The 15,457-nt window shown below is 63.9% G+C and carries 16 protein-coding genes and 3 tRNA genes; 6 read left to right on the top strand and 13 right to left on the bottom strand.

The genetic code is table 11. The features are described 5' to 3' along the window. Positions 1 to 39: 39 nt before the first annotated feature. Positions 40 to 2,367, bottom strand: a complete 2,328-nt coding sequence (locus OU800_RS20100) for a DUF1631 domain-containing protein (protein ID WP_268179107.1) — start codon at positions 2,365 to 2,367, stop codon at positions 40 to 42. A gap of 360 nt (positions 2,368 to 2,727) precedes the next feature. Here OU800_RS20100 and OU800_RS20095 point away from each other — a divergent pair. The 3 genes from OU800_RS20095 (at position 2,728) to OU800_RS20085 (ending at position 2,971) form a co-directional block, all read left to right on the top strand. Further along, positions 2,728 to 2,803: transfer RNA gene (locus OU800_RS20095), tRNA-Asn, on the top strand. Between the two features lie 9 nt (positions 2,804 to 2,812). Beyond that, a tRNA-Pro gene (locus tag OU800_RS20090) sits at positions 2,813 to 2,889 on the top strand. A gap of 6 nt (positions 2,890 to 2,895) precedes the next feature. Further along, positions 2,896 to 2,971, top strand: a tRNA-Lys gene (locus OU800_RS20085). 59 nt (positions 2,972 to 3,030) lie between these two features. On the opposite strand, the gene OU800_RS20080 is transcribed toward OU800_RS20085, so the two are convergent. The 5 genes from OU800_RS20080 to OU800_RS20060 form a co-directional block, all read right to left on the bottom strand. Beyond that, the gene (locus OU800_RS20080; RefSeq protein WP_442964714.1) at positions 3,031 to 4,911 is read right to left on the bottom strand and encodes a potassium transporter Kup; all 1,881 of its coding nucleotides are present in this window, start codon (positions 4,909 to 4,911) and stop codon (positions 3,031 to 3,033) included. Positions 4,912 to 4,957: 46 nt separating this feature from the next. Next, positions 4,958 to 6,259: an NAD(P)/FAD-dependent oxidoreductase gene (locus tag OU800_RS20075; RefSeq protein WP_268179106.1), complete on the bottom strand. Its 1,302-nt coding sequence runs from the start codon at positions 6,257 to 6,259 to the stop codon at positions 4,958 to 4,960. Between the two features lie 63 nt (positions 6,260 to 6,322). Beyond that, positions 6,323 to 6,496, bottom strand: a complete 174-nt coding sequence (locus OU800_RS20070) for a DUF3094 family protein (protein ID WP_268179105.1) — start codon at positions 6,494 to 6,496, stop codon at positions 6,323 to 6,325. A gap of 27 nt (positions 6,497 to 6,523) precedes the next feature. Beyond that, a complete protein-coding gene (locus OU800_RS20065) occupies positions 6,524 to 7,039 on the bottom strand; it encodes an MOSC domain-containing protein (protein WP_268179104.1) in 516 nt (171 codons plus the stop codon). Further along, a complete protein-coding gene (locus OU800_RS20060; protein ID WP_268179103.1) occupies positions 7,036 to 7,665 on the bottom strand; it encodes a DUF1780 domain-containing protein in 630 nt (209 codons plus the stop codon). Before OU800_RS20060 ends, OU800_RS20065 begins: the two co-directional genes overlap by 4 nt. A 100-nt stretch (positions 7,666 to 7,765) precedes the next feature. On the opposite strand from OU800_RS20060, the gene OU800_RS20055 reads away from it, so the two are divergent. Continuing rightward, positions 7,766 to 8,455, top strand: coding sequence for an energy-coupling factor ABC transporter permease (locus tag OU800_RS20055; protein WP_268179102.1), 690 nt, complete (start codon positions 7,766 to 7,768; stop codon positions 8,453 to 8,455). 101 nt (positions 8,456 to 8,556) lie between these two features. Further along, entirely contained in the window at positions 8,557 to 8,772 is a 216-nt protein-coding gene (locus OU800_RS20050) for a hypothetical protein (RefSeq protein WP_268179101.1), read from the top strand. Between the two features lie 805 nt (positions 8,773 to 9,577). On the opposite strand, the gene yacG is transcribed toward OU800_RS20050, so the two are convergent. From yacG to miaB, 6 genes are all read right to left on the bottom strand, one after another. Next, positions 9,578 to 9,772, bottom strand: coding sequence for a DNA gyrase inhibitor YacG (gene yacG, locus OU800_RS20045; protein WP_268179100.1), 195 nt, complete (start codon positions 9,770 to 9,772; stop codon positions 9,578 to 9,580). Then, complete coding sequence (coaE, locus tag OU800_RS20040; RefSeq protein ID WP_268179099.1) at positions 9,769 to 10,380, bottom strand: dephospho-CoA kinase; 612 nt, start codon at positions 10,378 to 10,380, stop codon at positions 9,769 to 9,771. Before coaE ends, yacG begins: the two co-directional genes overlap by 4 nt. Positions 10,381 to 10,465: 85 nt before the next feature. Then, the gene (locus tag OU800_RS20035; RefSeq protein WP_268179098.1) at positions 10,466 to 11,305 is read right to left on the bottom strand and encodes an HlyC/CorC family transporter; all 840 of its coding nucleotides are present in this window, start codon (positions 11,303 to 11,305) and stop codon (positions 10,466 to 10,468) included. A 6-nt stretch (positions 11,306 to 11,311) separates the two neighbouring features. After that, a complete protein-coding gene (gene ybeY, locus OU800_RS20030) occupies positions 11,312 to 11,791 on the bottom strand; it encodes an rRNA maturation RNase YbeY (RefSeq protein ID WP_268179097.1) in 480 nt (159 codons plus the stop codon). Next, the gene (locus tag OU800_RS20025) at positions 11,784 to 12,776 is read right to left on the bottom strand and encodes a PhoH family protein (protein WP_268179096.1); all 993 of its coding nucleotides are present in this window, start codon (positions 12,774 to 12,776) and stop codon (positions 11,784 to 11,786) included. The genes ybeY and OU800_RS20025 overlap by 8 nt, the downstream gene beginning before the upstream one ends. Positions 12,777 to 12,863: 87 nt before the next feature. Next, complete coding sequence (gene miaB, locus OU800_RS20020) at positions 12,864 to 14,207, bottom strand: tRNA (N6-isopentenyl adenosine(37)-C2)-methylthiotransferase MiaB (RefSeq protein WP_268179095.1); 1,344 nt, start codon at positions 14,205 to 14,207, stop codon at positions 12,864 to 12,866. A gap of 264 nt (positions 14,208 to 14,471) precedes the next feature. On the opposite strand from miaB, the gene OU800_RS20015 reads away from it, so the two are divergent. After that, complete coding sequence (locus OU800_RS20015; RefSeq protein WP_268179094.1) at positions 14,472 to 14,795, top strand: DUF1820 family protein; 324 nt, start codon at positions 14,472 to 14,474, stop codon at positions 14,793 to 14,795. Positions 14,796 to 14,887: 92 nt separating this feature from the next. Here OU800_RS20015 and OU800_RS20010 read toward each other — a convergent pair whose 3' ends face one another. Further along, positions 14,888 to 15,436 carry a tetratricopeptide repeat protein gene (locus tag OU800_RS20010; RefSeq protein ID WP_268179093.1) on the bottom strand — a complete coding sequence of 183 codons (549 nt, stop codon included), beginning with the start codon at positions 15,434 to 15,436 and terminating at the stop codon, positions 14,888 to 14,890. Between the last annotated feature and the right edge of the window lie 21 nt (positions 15,437 to 15,457).

The raw sequence follows: 15,457 nt of genomic DNA, 5'->3' as shown, positions 1-15,457 counted from the left end.
GCATCCAGGCAGTCGTCGCCTACGCTTTTCAACGGCCTGCTAATGAGGCTCGGCCGCGCGCCCGGTAAAGCGCTGCAGCACCCGGTAAATGGCGGTAAGGGCACGATCCATCAGGGGCGTGGCATGCTCGGGAGGAAGGATACGCGCCAGACCCTGTTCCATCTCGCAGGCCAGCAGGGTCAACGGCTTGACCGCGACGCGCTGGCCCTGATGGTCGACGAACATGTAGTTGTGCGTCGTCGGGCTGAACCAGGACAGCTTGAGCAGGCGGCGCTGGCCATTGCTGACGAACTCGAACCAGGTGCCGAACTCGAGCTTGGCCAACTCCTGGCTCAAGGCTTGCGCTCGGGGCGAGAGTTCCGCTCTGGGCGGTGCCTGGCGCGCCAGGTCGGCGTCTTCGCCGAGCATGGCCCCCAGCGGGCTCTGTGGCAGGTTCGGTTTGAGCTGGGCGGCCAGTTGCGGCTGCCTGGCTTGCACGGCGTGCTGGCAGGCCACCAGATCCTGCAGCAGGCGACGGATGCCGTCCTCGTGATAGCCACCGAGCAGCTCCAAGCCTTTGCGCAGGTCGCTTAGTAATGGGATGCGCAGCTCCTGCAAGCGCTGGCGCTCGGTCTCGGGCAGCGGGGTGCCGCTCCAGGCCAGTTGCTCGGCCACTTCGCAAGCGCGTTGCCATTCTTCACTGCGTTCGCCATGGCGCAGCAGGCCGAAGACCAGCACATCGGCCCAGGTCAGCTCGAGGAAGTTGCGGATGATCAATGGCAGGTCACGCTGCGCAACGCTCTGCTGGATCACCCCAAGCGCCCGTTCGCGGGCGGCCAGCAGGCGGTCACGGCCCTTGGCCGCCTCCACCACCCGGCGCTCGCGCAGCTCCATCTTGTGGCGCAGGGTGTCGGCGTACTCGTTGAATTCACGCAGCAGTTCGTCGAACAAGGCCAGGTCGCCGGTGAAATCCTGGATGACCCGCTCCACCACCCAGCGCATCTTCGCCAGCAGGCCGTGTTCCTCAACCTCGTTGGCATGCAGCACGCCGGCCTGGGCCATGGCATTGAGCAGGCGCCGGGCTGGATGATCGTGGCGGGTGAACAGCGCCTTGTCCTGCAGGGCGATCTTCAGATAGGGCGTGTGCAGGTGCGACAGGGCGGTCTTGCAACTGTCCGGCAGGTTGCCGTCGTCGAGGATGAAGTCGAACAACATGCCCACCAGGTCGATCACGTCGGCTTCCTGGTCGGCCACCTTGCTCTGCTGGGCTCGCGCGCTGTGCGTGGCCAGTTGCGCTTGCAGTGCGGCCTTGAGCCCTTCTACCGGCTGCGGCTTGTGCAGGCGCTGCGCCAGCTCCTGCGCCGATTGCCGCTGCATGCGGTTGAGGGCCTCGAGCAGCTCGCTTGCGCTGTAGGTGCGGCTGGCGCTACGTGGGGAGAAGCTGATGATGCTGGGGGTACCGCCGAGCAGCGGTTGCTCGGGGTTTTGCCGGCGATGCTCGCCCAGCAGGCTGGCCAGGCCGCTGAACAGTGCGCCTGGGTCGCTGGGCGGTGGTGCGTTGAGGTCGAGCATGCCGGCGACCGTGGTCGGGGCGCTGGCGCTCTGGCCGCCGGGCGTCGGCGCGGCCACTGGCGTCTGCTCGGCTGGCGCCGGTGGCGGCGTTTCGGGCTGCGATCCGCTGGGGCTGATGCGCGCACGGTACTTGAGGTTGGGCAGGATATCGGCGTCGATCAGGCGCTGGTTCAGGGCCTCGTACAGGTCGTCCAGGCCGTGCATCACGTGGCGGTCGAAGAGGGTGTAGAGGACGGTCTTGATCTGCAGCGGAAAAGGGCAGGGCGCCAGCGCCTGGCGGAAGGCCTGGGCAATGGCCTGCGGGCCGAAGGGGTTGCTGTCCTCGTCGAGTTTCTGGCCATTGTTGAGCAGGGCCAGGCGTTGATCCAGGGCGAACAGGGCTTGGCTGCAGCGTGCCTTGACGCGGCTGGCCATGTTGGTCACCAGCAGGCTTTCTTCGTAATCCTCGTTCTGCACCAGGGTCAGGTGCTCGGCGTCCAGTTCCGTCGGGGCGATGGTCTGCAGCTTGCCTTCGAGGAAGTCGGCGAGGTTGTGTGTGACGTGCTGATGATAGCGGCGCTCGATCTGCGCTCGCTGGCGGCGGATTTCCCGCATGTTGTCGAAGAACAGCGTCTGTACGCTGTTGTTCTCGGCTTTCTCGGCGCACTCGAAGAGGGTGTCGTCGACCTGGCCGAAGACCCCGTTCAGGTGTTCGGCCAGGCGATTCATCACCAGCTTGCGACAGGCCTGCGCCAGATCACCGAAGCGCGGCTGTATGCCTCGGCTGGCGAGGTTGATCACCTTCGGCTGACTCGGCGGCTTGTCCTGAGTGCTCATGGACGATCCTGAAAGCTGTGCGTGCGGCCCTTTGCCGACAGTAGGGCACCTTTAAAAACTACCTACGTTGCCATCGCGGCGTTAAAAACAGGCTCGTGCGCGAGTCCGATCAGAATGCTCATTTACAAAACGTAAACTGCGCTTCTTCACCTGTTTTTGCCTTGCGCTAGCTGCCTCGCCTACGTTTTTAGAGGTGCCCAGTACTCGGCAATGCTCTCCAGTGTAGTCGATATGCCCGACGCAAGGCATTGTCATAAAAGCAGTTTGTGGGGGTTGACAGGGGTAATTTGCTGCGTAAAATGGCGCGCCTCTGAAGCGGTAAAGCAAAAGCCGAAACGCCAAGAGATGGAAGACCGAAGTTCCGCGATAGCTCAGTCGGTAGAGCAAATGACTGTTAATCATTGGGTCCCTGGTTCGAGTCCAGGTCGCGGAGCCAACTTCCTAACGGGGTATAGCGCAGTCCGGTAGCGCGCTTGCTTTGGGAGCAAGATGTCGGGAGTTCGAATCCCCCTACCCCGACCATTTTTAGGGTCGTTAGCTCAGTTGGTAGAGCAGTTGGCTTTTAACCAATTGGTCGTAGGTTCGAATCCTACACGACCCACCATATAGAACGACGAAGCCCGCCTTGTGCGGGCTTCGTCGTTTCTGTGCCTTGTATTCTCCTCAGATTTCCACCTGGGTGCCCAGCTCGATCACTCGGTTCAGCGGCAGGTTGAAGAAGCGCAGGCTGCTGTTGGCGTTCTTGATCATGAAGGCGAACAACAGCTCGCGCCAGCGCGCCATGCCGGTACGGGGGCTGGCGATCACGGTTTCGCGGCTGAGGAAGTAGGTGGTGTGCATCGGCGTGAAGTCCACCGCCTCGTCCTGGCATAGTGCCAGGGCGCGCGGCACGTCCGGGCGTTCGCTGAAGCCGAAATGCAGGATCACCCGGTAGAAGCCCTCACCATGCTCGTGCATCTCCAGGCGCTGGCTCGGGGCGACGCGGGGGCTGTCTTCGGTGACCACCGTGAGCAGCACCACACGTTCGTGCAGCACCTGATTGTGCAGCAGGTTGTGCAGCAGGGCGTGGGGTACGGCATCCACGCGTGCGGTGAGGAACACCGCGGTACCACGCACGCGTAGCGGCGGCTGGCGGCTGATGCTGTCGATGAAGGTGGCCAGCGGCAGGGCGTTTTCCAGCAGACGTTCGACGAGGATTTCCTTGCCGCGCTTCCAGGTGATCATGAGGGTGAACAGAATCACCCCGGCGATCAACGGGAAGGCGCCACCGGCGACGATCTTTGGCAGGTTGGCGGCGAAGAACAGGCTGTCCACCAGCAGGAAACCGAGCAGCAGCGGGATCGACAGCCACCTGGGTGTCTTCCACAGCAGCAAGACCACCGCCGCCGCCAGCAGGGTGGTGATCAGCATGGTGCCGGTCACCGCCACGCCGTAGGCCGAGGCCAGTGCGCCGGACGAGCCGAAGCCCAGCACCAGCAGCACCACACCGATCATCAAGGCCCAGTTCACCGCACCGACGTAGATTTGCCCCTGCTCGGTTTCCGAGGTGTGCTGCACGAACATGCGCGGCACGTAGCCGAGCTGGATGGCCTGGCGGGTCAGGGAAAAGGCGCCGGAGATCACCGCCTGCGAGGCGATCACCGTGGCCAGGGTCGACAGCAGCACCATCGGCAGCAAAGCCCAGCCAGGTGCCAGGCGGAAGAAGGGGTTGTGCGCCACCTCCGGGTCGCTGAGGATCAGCGCGCCCTGGCCCAGGTAGTTGAGCAGCAGGCCCGGCAACACCAGGTAGAACCAGGCGCGGGCAATGGGTTGGCGACCGAAGTGGCCCATATCGGCGTACAGCGCCTCGGCACCGGTCAGCGCCAGCACCACGGCGCCGAGTATGGTCACGCCGATGCCCGGGTGGGCGATGAAGAAGTGTACGCCCCAGTAAGGATTGAGGGCGCGCAGGACTTCGACGTGTTGGGCGATGCCGTAAATCCCGAGGCCAGCAAGGGTGAGGAACCAGACCAGCATCACCGGCCCAAAGAGAATGCCGATGCGCGCCGTGCCGTGTTTCTGGATCAGAAACAGGCTGATCAGGATGACCAGGGCCAGCGGCACGATCCAGCTATCGATGCCATCGAACGCCACCTCCAGCCCTTCCACCGCCGAAAGCACCGAGATGGCCGGGGTGATCATGCTGTCGCCGAAGAACAGCGCGGCGCCGAACAGGCCGAGCATCAGCAGGACGCGGCGCAAGCGCGGATAGTCGCGGGCGGCGCGTTGGGCCAGGGCGGTGAGCGCCATCACGCCGCCTTCGCCGTCGTTGTCGGCACGCAGGATGAACAGCACGTACTTGATCGACACCACCCACACCAGCGACCAGATGATCAGCGACAGCACGCCGAGCACGCCGTCGTGGTTGGCTTGCACGCCGTAGCTGAACACTTCGCGCAGGGTGTACAGCGGGCTGGTGCCGATATCGCCATAGACCACGCCGGTGGCGGCGATGAGCAGGGCCAGGGCTGACTGAGGTGAAGCCGACGAATTGTCGTTAGCCAAGTGAGCTGTCCTGAAAGTGGGCATCCCTGCCCAGTGTAGATGGCCTCTAGTGCAGCTTGAGGCGTGGTTCGGTACTGCGTCCGATGCGGTCGCTGAGCATCAGCAGGGCCGTGCGCAGCGGGCCGTACAGGGCCATCTGGTGCATGCGGTAGAGCGACACGTAGAACATCCGCGCCAGCCAGCCTTCGAGCATCACGCTGCCGGTGAGGTTGCCCATCAGGTTACCCACGGCGGAGAAGCGTGACAGCGAGATCAGCGAGCCGTAGTCGCGATAGCGGTATTCCGGCAGCGGGCCACCGACCAGCTTCTGGCGCAGCGATTTCACCAGCATCGAAGCTTGCTGATGCGCGGCCTGGGCACGTGGCGGGACATTGCGCCCCTCGCTGCCAGGCTGCGGGCAGGCCGCGCAGTCACCGAAGGCGAAGATGTCATCGTCCAGCGTGGTCTGCAGGGTCGGGCGCACCAGCAGTTGGTTGATGCGGTTGCTTTCCAGGCCGTCGAGCGCCTTGAGAAAGCCCGGCGCACGAATGCCGGCGGCCCAGACCTTGAGGCTGGCCTTGATGAACTGGCCATCGGCGGTCTTCAGACCATCGGCCGTGACCTCGCTGACGGCGGCACCGGTCAGCACGGTGACGCCCAGCTTTAGCAGCGTCTGGTGCACCGGGGCGGCGATGCGTTCGGGCAAGGCGGGCAAAACGCGCGGGCCGGCTTCGATAAGGGTGATGCGCATGTCTTCCGGGCGAATCCGGTTCAGGCCATAGGCCGCCAGTTGCTGCGCGGCGTGGTGCAGCTCGGCGGCCAGCTCGACGCCAGTGGCGCCGGCGCCGACGATGGCCACGTCGATCTGCGTACCCTGGGCCTGCTCGTTGGCGTGGGCGCGTAGGTAATGACTCAGGAGCTGGCGATGGAAGCGTTCGGCCTGCGCACGGGTGTCGAGGAACAGGCAGTGCTCGGCGGCGCCCTGGGTGCCGAAGTCGTTGGTGGTGCTGCCGACTGCGATCACCAGGCTGTCATAGGCGATCTGCCGTTCGGGCATCAGCACCTTGCCGTCTTCGTCCAGCGTCGGCGCCAGGGTGATGGTCTTGCCGGCGCGATCGAGGCCGGCCATGCGCCCGAGCTGGAACTCGAAGTGGTTCCACTTGGCCTGGGCCACGTAGTTCAGCTCGTCTTCCGAGGAGTTCAGCGAGCCGGCGGCGACTTCGTGCAGCAGCGGCTTCCAGATATGGGTCAGGTTGGCGTCGACCAGAATGACGCGCGCGGCGCCGCTCTTGCCGAGTTTTCTACCCAGGCGGGTAGCCAGCTCCAGGCCGCCGGCGCCGCCGCCGACGATCACGATGCGATGGGTCATGGTGAATGCTCACAAGGCTTTGAAAAAGACGTTGCGAGTCGAGCCGGGCGAGTGCGGGGCAGCTCATAGCACCAGTCGACTCAGAAGACGGCTGAGAATGCCCAGGCCGATGACCACCAGCAGGATGAAGGCCAGCAGGCGCCAGACCCGGAAGGGTGGGCGTTCGACCTGGTGCTGGGGGGTGCTCAGATACTGGTCGACCTTTTGCTGGTCGTCGGGGCTAAGGCGGCTGGTCATCGGGGCCTCTCTGATATGGCGGCCATTCTAGGCTTGGCCGGTGGTATTGGCGAGTATAGGTTCCAGGCTTTGCACCGCGTCGCCCTGGCGAATGATGCCGCCCTGCACCACCCGTGCGGTAATGCCCCCGTGTCCGCGCATGGCCTGGAAGGTGCCTTTGCCCAGGCGGGCTTCCAGCTTGGCGCAGGGCTGGCACCAACCCGTGGTCTCGAAAATCGCCTGGCCGATGCGAAAACGCCGGCCCTTGAGGCTGAACAGGTTGATGCCGGCCACGGCGATATTGCGCCGCAGTTCGCTCGGCTGCAGGGGCGCGTCACGGCCGAGCAGGGCGCCGACCACCGCCAGGTGCTCCCACTGGATCAGCGTCACCTGTCTGGCGTTGCGCGGGCCGGGGCGGCTGTGGTCACCGGTCAGGCCTGCCTGCAGACGGCTTTCCACCACCTCCACTTCAATCATCGGCGCGCCGCGTTGCGGGCGCACACCGAGCCAGCGCACCTGACCGATCTGCGGCACCTCGGCGAGCAGTTCCGGCAGCGTATTCACAGGCCGATCCCGACGTCGAACAGCAGGCTGCGCCCCAGGTTCTGGCGCAGGAAGTCCGGGGCGTCCGGGTGGGCGAACAGCACACGAGCGAAGCGCGGGCCGACCATCGACAGCGAGCGCCAGCCCTGGCGCAGGTATTCGGTGGGCGGCGGGAAGAAGCTGTTGCAGTCCAGCTCGGCGCGCTTGAGGCTGACGAAGGCGACCAGATCCAGCTCGCCCAGGTCGATGCCGCGCTCCTGGTAGTTATGCGCCTTCTTGCGCAGCGTCGGCGCCAGGCGCGCTTGCAACTCACTGGCGGGGATGCGCTTGGGGCGCGCCTCGCGCCGCACCAGTTGGCTGAGGGAAAAGGCGCTGCGGCGGCGTTCCAGCTCGGCGCGCCATTCATCGTTGAGGCGGCGGCCTTCGTCGAGCACGAAGAACACCTCGAAGTTGGCGTCACGGAACAGCACGTCCGGCGGCTCCTGGCCGCTGGGGGTGAAGTCTTCGCTGCGCTGGCGCACGTTCAACGCCTGCAACAGACGCTGGCAGACCCAACGCTCACGCTCCCACTTCTTGGCGTTGGAGAGAAAGGCGTTGGCCTGTTCGGCTTGATGGGTGAGCAATCGCAGATAGTCTGAATCGTCCATGGCGCCAGCTTAGCCGCATGCCGGGGCGTCATGCCAGCGTCGGCAGCGCAAGCACCTCGGTGTAGACTGCGGGCGCGATGAACGAATGAGAGGGCCATGCATGATCGCTTCCAACCTGCTGGCGTTCAGCACCTTGTTGGTGGGCTGGCTGATCTACTTGCCGGTGCTGCTCTGGGCCGTGCTGCGTGCGCCCTGGCTGGAGCTGTTCAGCGATCTGCGCCGTCAGCACCTGCTGTTTGGCACCATGCTTGGCCTGTTCCTGCTGTGGCTGGTGCGCCGCGACTTCGATTCCGGCCTGTCCTATCACTTCATCGGTATGACCGCCGTGACCCTGCTGCTGGACTGGCCGCTGGCCATCCTCGCCGGCCTGGCGGCGCAGCTCGGCCTGTTGCTGATGGGGCGTCTGGATCTCGCCGCACTGGGCGTCAACGGCATCCTGCTGATCCTGCTCCCCGTACTGATCACCGAGTTGTGCGCGCTGTACGTCGAGCGCCGGCAGCCGCGCAACCTGTTCGTCTACATCTTCTGCTGCGGCTTCTTTCCGGCGGCGCTGGCCACCCTGGTGACGCTGCTCAGCGGCCTGGCGCTGTTGTGGATGGACGGGCTGTTCCCCATGCCGCCCTGGCTCGAAGACTTCGCCGGCTACCTGTGGCTGGTCATTTTCCCCGAGGCCTTCATCAACGGCACCGTGGTCACGGCCCTGGTGGTGTTCTACCCGGACTGGCTGGAAACCTTCAATCGCAGCCGCTACCTGCAGGCGCCCTGGAAGGACAACGAGCGTGATGGCTGATCGGTCTTCATCAGCTTGCTGAATGCAGGGTTTCGTGTTGATCCGTGTCAAGTGTGTCGCTGTCGCTGGCGCCATCCTGTGGCAAAGCGCAGGAGGTGATCATGGGGATTCATGCATGGGCGAGGGCGGCATTGCAGGCCGACCTGCAGGCCGCTGAAGAGCAGGGTTTCGACAGGCTGCTGGTGCTGCGCACGCTGCTCAGCGAAGTGGTGCAGATGAACAAGGCGCAGCGCGAGGCGCAGGAGCTGGCGCATGAGCTGCAGTTTCTTGCCGATAATCTTGATGATGAGCGGGAGTATGTCTTTATGCGGCCGTAGGGCCTGTCCCTTATTGGCAATGCGGTTTGTCGTTTTTGGGGCTTGTCCCGAATTGCCGCGTTTTTGCTGATGTCTTTGGTTTCGCCCTCCCGGGCGAGTCACTTTTGCCCCGGATGGCCGGCCCGACAAAAGTAACCAAAACCCTCCGCCCGGTCATCCGAGCTAGGCGCCCCCGCCCTGCTGCGCCAGGGTTCGCTCACTCCATCGCCGCTCCAGAGGCCCGCCGCGGTGGGCCATCCCTGGCCCATCGCGGCTCTCGGCTTTGGCATCCTGCGTCGCTCTACCTCCTGCATCCATGCAGTCGTCGCGACATCCATGTCGCTCAACCTCTTCCACGACGATTCCGCTCACCCTCCTGGGCGGGCTCTGCACGCGCCTGAACCTGCGGTAACTCTATGGAACTCTGTGTGCTTGAACATGAGGTCAGCCTTAGGGCTGACCAAGACAAAAACAGCAATAATGAAACTAGACAAATGAAAGTATTGGTTTAACTCGACGACCACATCGTTGTTTCACAGCTACCAGAATACGCCGGGCAAGCCATGACATGCCTGTTCGTTCAGGCGCGCGAATGGCCCCTTCAGGAGCGAACGAACCCCGGCGAAGCCGGGGCCGGATGGCGGGGCCAAGCCTTTTTGCCTTCTTTTGTGGCGTTTGACAAAAGAAGGTCGCCGGGGGGGCGAAACGGGAGCTTTCAGCAGAACACCGATAATCAGCTTGAGCACCAAGAACAACACACAAACTTGCCAGTCCGGTATCAACCCTCCACAAGGCTGCTGCATGCACTCTAGCGGGTGCGCGCCGCTCAGTGCGGCCTGGTCGGCAGATCACCGCTGAACAGCTCATCTTCCAGATCGTTGCCAGGAATGGCGTGCTCCTCGGCGGCCCAGGCGCCCAGGTCGATCAGCTTGCAGCGTTCGCTGCAGAACGGCCGATAGGTACTCTCGGCTTTCCATTCCACGGGTGCGCCACAGGTCGGGCATTGAACGAGGGTGGTCATGCTTGGCCTCCACGCAGGGTCAGATAAAAGTCATGTAGGCGCTCGACTTCGCGATCCAGCCAGGCCAGATCACGGTCGTTGCACAGCACGTCGTGGGCATGGCGCAGGCGCTCTTCGCGGCTGGCCTGCGCCTGCAGAATGGCGCGCACCTGCTCTTCGTTGGCGCTATCGCGGGCCATGGTGCGTTCGATCTGCAGTTCTTGCGGCACATCCACTACCAGCACCCGGTCGGTCAGGCGATGCTGGCCGGACTCGATCAGTAGCGGCGACATCAGAATCGCGTAGGGCGACTCGGCACGGGCCAGCACCTGCACGATCTCCTGGCCGATCAGCGGGTGCAGCAGGGCTTCCAGCCAGCGCCGCTCTTCAGGGGCGGCGAAGATGCGCTGGCGCAGGGCGGCGCGATCCAGCGTGCCGTCGGCCTGCAGGATGTCCGCGCCGAAGTGCTCGACGATTTTCGCCAGCGCCGGGCGGCCCGGCTCGACCACCCAGCGTGCGGCATGGTCGGCGTCCACTGTGTGCACGCCGCGGTCGATGAAGGCCTGGGCGACGGCGGTCTTGCCGCTGCCGATGCCGCCGGTCAGGCCGAGAATCCAGGGTTTCATCACGAGGTTGCGATCCCGTTGCTGCTCAAGGGCGCGATTGTAGGGGGGATTGCCCGAGGACGCGAACGTCGCGCCTCGGGCCGGAGGCTCAGCGGCTGACTGGGGTCAGGCGCAGCAGGTGGATGCGCCGGCTGTCGGCGTTGAGCACACGGAAGCGGAATTCGCCGATCTCGGTGACTTCGTTGCGCTTGGGCAGATGGCCGAAGGCGTTCATCACCAGGCCGCCGACGGTGTCGTACTCGTCGTCGGAGAACTGGCTGTCGAAGGCCTCGTTGAAGCTGTCGATGGGGGTCAGCGCCTTGATCAGGTAGTCGCCGGAGGGCAGTGGCTTGATGTAACCGTCTTCCTCGACATCGTGCTCGTCCTCGATGTCGCCGACGATCTGCTCCAGCACGTCTTCGATGGTCACCAGGCCGGCGACGCCGCCATATTCATCGATCACCACGGCCATGTGGTTGTGGTTGGCGCGAAACTCGCGCAGCAGCACGTTGAGGCGCTTGGACTCGGGCACGAAGGTGGCCGGGCGCAGCAGGTCCTTGATGTTGAAGTTGGGCTGGTCGCCCTGCAGGATCAGCGGCAGCAGATCCTTGGCCAGGAGGATGCCGATGACGTCGTCGAGGCTTTCACCTATCACCGGGTAGCGCGAGTGGGCCGCCTCGATGATGGCCGGGAGGAACTCCTGCGGCGTCTGGCTGGCCTTGATGCTGATCATCTGCGAGCGCGGCACCATGATGTCGCGTACCTGCAGGTCGGCGACCTGAATGGCGCCTTCGACGATGCTCAGCGCTTCGCTGTCGAGCAGTTTGTTCTGGTGGGCTTCGCGCAGGACTTCCAGCAGTTCCTGGCGGTTTCTCGGCTCATGAGCAAAAGCCTGGGTCAGCTTGTTGAACCAGGACTTCTGCTCGTTGCTCGATCGGTCTTCGCTCATGGCGTTTTACTCGGGGTCCTTTTCATTAGGAGGTTCGTCACCGGCATAAGGGTCGGGATGACCCAGTTCGGCGAGCAATTGTCGTTCCAGATCTTCCATCTCGAGGGCTTCGTCCTCCTCGATATGGTCATAGCCCAGCAGGTGCAGGCAGCCGTGGATCACCAGATGTGCCCAGTGCGCTTCCAGTGCCTTGCCTTGTTCGGCCGCTTCGCGCTCGACTACCGGCACGCAGATCACCAGGTCGCCCAGCAGCGGGATGTCGAGAATCCCATCGGGAATCTCGGCGGGGAAGGACAGGACGTTGGTGGCGTAGTCCTTGTGCCGCCAGGTGTGGTTCAGCTCGCGGCCTTCGGCTTCGTCGACCAGGCGGATGGTCAGCTCCGAGTCGGCTGTGCGCTGGCGCAGGGCCAGTTCGCACCAGCGGCGCAGTTGCGCCTCGTCCGGGTGCTGGCCATCAGTGGCCAGTTGCAGGTCGAGTTCAAGCATCCTTATTCTCGACCTTGGCGTTCACACGGGCATCGTGGCGCTCGTACGCTTCGACGATGCGCTGCACCAATGGGTGGCGCACCACGTCCTTGGGTTGAAAGTGGGTGAAGCTGATGCCCGGCACGTCGCGCAGTACTTCGATGACGTGGGCCAGGCCACTCTTGGTGCCGCGCGGCAGGTCGACCTGGGTGATGTCGCCGGTGATCACGGCGGTGGAGCCGAAACCGATACGGGTGAGGAACATCTTCATCTGCTCGACGGTGGTGTTCTGACTCTCGTCGAGAATGATGAAGCTGTTGTTAAGCGTGCGGCCGCGCATGTAGGCCAGCGGCGCGATCTCGATCACCTGCTTCTCGATCAGCTTGGCCACGTGGTCGAAGCCGAGCATTTCATACAGAGCGTCGTACAGTGGGCGCAGGTAGGGGTCGATCTTCTGCGCCAGGTCACCGGGCAGGAAACCGAGTTTCTCGCCGGCTTCCACCGCTGGGCGCACCAGCAGGATGCGCCTTACCTGTTCGCGCTCCAGCGCGTCCACCGCGCAGGCCACGGCCAGGTAGGTCTTGCCGGTACCGGCGGGGCCGATGCCGAAGTTGATGTCGTTGTCGAGGATCGCCTTGACGTAGCGCTGCTGGTTGGCGCCGCGCGGCTTGATCACGCCCTTGCGCGTGCGCAGGGTCACCTGCGGCGCATTGCTGGGGTTGACCAGCTCCTCGACGCCGGACTCCTGCAGGTACAGGTGCACCAGGTCGGGCGACAGCTCGGTGGCTTTGGTTTCGCGGTACAGCTTGCGCAGCAGGGTCTCGGCAGCCTGGGCCTTGTCGGCACTGCCGAGCATCTCGAACTGATTGCCACGGTTGCGGATTTCCAGACCGAGGCGCTCTTCGATCAGGCGCAGGTGCTCGTCGAACTGGCCGCAGAGGTTGGCGAAACGGTGGGCCTCGAAGGGCTCGAGGGTGAAGCGATGAGGTTCTAGGGAAGCGTTCAAGGTGATGGTGTGATCGTCACTTGTCTGGGTATGGAAAGGCAGCATAACGCCGGGCGCCGACAACGCAAAGTGGGGGCGCCCGCGACGTTAGTGGAGGGTGTCCGTATCCAGCAGGGTGCCGCGCAGCGAATGGGGCAGGGCGTCGTCGATATGCACGTCGACGAACTGGCCGATCAGGCGTGGATTATCACAGCGGAAGTTGACGATGCGGTTCTGCTCGGTGCGGCCCTGGAGCATGCCGGGGTCTTTCTTCGAGTAGTCGCTGACCAGGATGCGCTGCACCGTGCCGACCATGCGTCGGCTGTTCTCGAAGCCGTTCTGGTTGATGCGGTGCTGCAGCAGGGCCAGGCGCTGCTTCTTCACCTCTTCCGGGGTGTCGTCGGCCAGATCGGCGGCCGGAGTGCCCGGGCGCGAGCTGTAGATGAAGGAGAAGGAGAAGTCGAAACCGACGTCCTCGATCAGCTTCATGGTCTGCTCGAAATCCTTCTCGGTCTCGCCGGGGAAGCCGACGATGAAGTCCGAGCTGATCAGGATGTCCGGCACGGCGGCGCGCAGCTTGCGGATGCGCGACTTGTACTCCAGCGCGGTGTGGTTGCGCTTCATCGCCGCGAGGATGCGGTCGGAGCCGGACTGCACCGGCAGGTGCAGGTATTTCACCAGCTGCGGAATCTCGGCGTGAGCCTGGATGATGGCGTCGGAGAACTCCAGCGGGTGGCTGGTGGTGTAGCGGATGCGCTCGACGCCATCGAGTGCGGCCACGGCATGCAGCAGCTCGGCGAAGTCGGCGATATGGCCGTCCGGGGCTTGCCCGCGATAGCCGTTGACGTTCTGCCCGAGCAGGGTGACTTCCTTCACGCCCTTCTCGGTAAGGGAGGTGATTTCCATGAGTACGTCGACCAGCGGGCGGCTGACTTCCTCGCCACGGGTGTAGGGCACCACGCAGAAGGTGCAGTACTTGCTGCAGCCCTCCATCACCGAGACGAAGGCGCTGGGGCCGTCGACGCGTGGCTCGGGCAGGCGGTCGAACTTCTCGATCTCGGGGAAGCTGATGTCCACCTGGGCGGTCTTGGTCACGCGCGCGGCGTCGATCATTTCCGGCAGGCGGTGCAGGGTCTGCGGGCCGAATACCACGTCGACATAGGGTGCGCGGTCGCGGATCGCCGCGCCTTCCTGGCTGGCCACGCAGCCGCCGACGCCGATCACCAGATCCGGGTTTGCCTGCTTCAGCTCACGCCAGCGGCCGAGCTGGGAGAACACCTTGTCCTGCGCCTTCTCGCGGATCGAGCAGGTATTGAGCAGGATCACGTCGGCTTCTTCGGGTTTTTCCGTGACCTCCAGGGCCTGATGCTCGCCCAGCAGGTCGACCATGCGCGAGCTGTCGTACTCGTTCATTTGGCAACCGTGGGTTTCGATATAGAGCTTCTTGGTCATGGCACTGTCTGAGGTGGTTAAAAAATGACCGCGCATTATAGGGGAGCGGCGGGCGACAGGCTACAAGCTTCAGGCCGCAGGCAAGCGCACAAAACCGTAGTCGGGTAGCCCGGATGCAATCCGGGGGCTTGCGCCGTTCATTCCCGGATTGCATCCGGGCTACGCTTGCTTGCAGTTTGCAGGGGGCGGCCATCCGTCTTGCAGCTTGCAGCTTCCGACCTTGTGCTATTCTTCGCGCCCCGTTTTTCCTGACTTCGAGTCTTCATGAGCAAGCGTGATCCCATCTACAAGGTGATTTTCCTCAACCAGAGCCAGGTGTACGAGATGTATGCCAAGCAGATCTACCAGAGCGATCTTTGGGGCTTTCTGGAGGTGGAGGAGTTCGTCTTCGGTGAGCGCAGCCAACTGGTGGTCGACCCCAGCGAGGAGAAGCTCAAGGCGCAGTTCGAGGGCGTGGTGCGCAGCTTCGTGCCGATGCACGCGATCATCCGTATCGACGAGGTGGAGCGCCTGGGCACGGCGAAGATCAGCGAGGCCAAGGGCGGCGGCAACGTGATGCCGTTCCCCATGCCGATGCCGGACAAGTAAGCGACAAGCTGCAAGCCATAAGCTTCAAGCTGGCTAGGTGCATGTCTTGGCTTTTACTTGCTGCTTGAGGCTTGCAGCTTGCGGCTGCTCTTTCAGGGCAAGGGCGCGAAAGGTGAGCGGCTTTCGGCGGTCTGCAATTCCAGCAGGTAGCTGCGGAAGATCTGCCCCAGCACCTGGGTGGCGATTTCCAGTTCGTCTCGACGCATCTGCGCCGACACCAGGTCGGCGGTGTCCATGGCTTCGTCCGAGCCGTTGACCGAGGCCATCTTCAACACGATGTAAGCCTGCACGTTGTTGGCTGGTACGCCTTCGCCACGGAAGAACATGGTGCCCAGGCGCAGTTGCGCTTCGGCATGGCCCTGCAGCGAGGCGCGCTCGAACCAGCTCAGCGCCTGCTTGAGGTCGCGCGGGGTGCGCTTGCCGTCGTAGTAGTACTCGCCCAGATCAAAGGCGGCCTGAACGTTGCCGCTGCGCGCCATCTCCTGGCAACTGGCAAGGGCTTCGGGCATGTCTTCGGCTGGGCCGCTCAGGGCACAACTGCCGGTCGCCGGGATCAGCAGTGAGTTGCCGCCTGCGAACGCAAACAGCGGGAGGAAAAGCAACAGGCAGCCCATGGACAGGCTGCGGCCGGTGCGAGTCATCTGAATAACGGTGCCTCAGCG

The sequence above is a fragment of the Pseudomonas sp. GOM7 genome (genome assembly GCF_026723825.1).
Lineage (GTDB): Bacteria > Pseudomonadota > Gammaproteobacteria > Pseudomonadales > Pseudomonadaceae > Aquipseudomonas.
This window is presented reverse-complemented; position numbering and strand designations above follow the sequence as displayed.

Coding starts and splice junctions, on each gene's coding strand:
- OU800_RS20100 (WP_268179107.1), bottom strand. CDS start 2,367: ATGAGCACTCAGGACAAGCCGCCGAGTCAGCCGAAGGTGATCAACCTC.
- OU800_RS20075 (WP_268179106.1), bottom strand. CDS start 6,259: ATGACCCATCGCATCGTGATCGTCGGCGGCGGCGCCGGCGGCCTGGAG.
- OU800_RS20070 (WP_268179105.1), bottom strand. CDS start 6,496: ATGACCAGCCGCCTTAGCCCCGACGACCAGCAAAAGGTCGACCAGTAT.
- OU800_RS20060 (WP_268179103.1), bottom strand. CDS start 7,665: ATGGACGATTCAGACTATCTGCGATTGCTCACCCATCAAGCCGAACAG.
- OU800_RS20055 (WP_268179102.1), top strand. CDS start 7,766: ATGATCGCTTCCAACCTGCTGGCGTTCAGCACCTTGTTGGTGGGCTGG.
- OU800_RS20050 (WP_268179101.1), top strand. CDS start 8,557: ATGGGGATTCATGCATGGGCGAGGGCGGCATTGCAGGCCGACCTGCAG.
- yacG (WP_268179100.1), bottom strand. CDS start 9,772: ATGACCACCCTCGTTCAATGCCCGACCTGTGGCGCACCCGTGGAATGG.
- OU800_RS20035 (WP_268179098.1), bottom strand. CDS start 11,305: ATGAGCGAAGACCGATCGAGCAACGAGCAGAAGTCCTGGTTCAACAAG.
- ybeY (WP_268179097.1), bottom strand. CDS start 11,791: ATGCTTGAACTCGACCTGCAACTGGCCACTGATGGCCAGCACCCGGAC.
- miaB (WP_268179095.1), bottom strand. CDS start 14,207: ATGACCAAGAAGCTCTATATCGAAACCCACGGTTGCCAAATGAACGAG.
- OU800_RS20015 (WP_268179094.1), top strand. CDS start 14,472: ATGAGCAAGCGTGATCCCATCTACAAGGTGATTTTCCTCAACCAGAGC.
- OU800_RS20010 (WP_268179093.1), bottom strand. CDS start 15,436: ATGACTCGCACCGGCCGCAGCCTGTCCATGGGCTGCCTGTTGCTTTTC.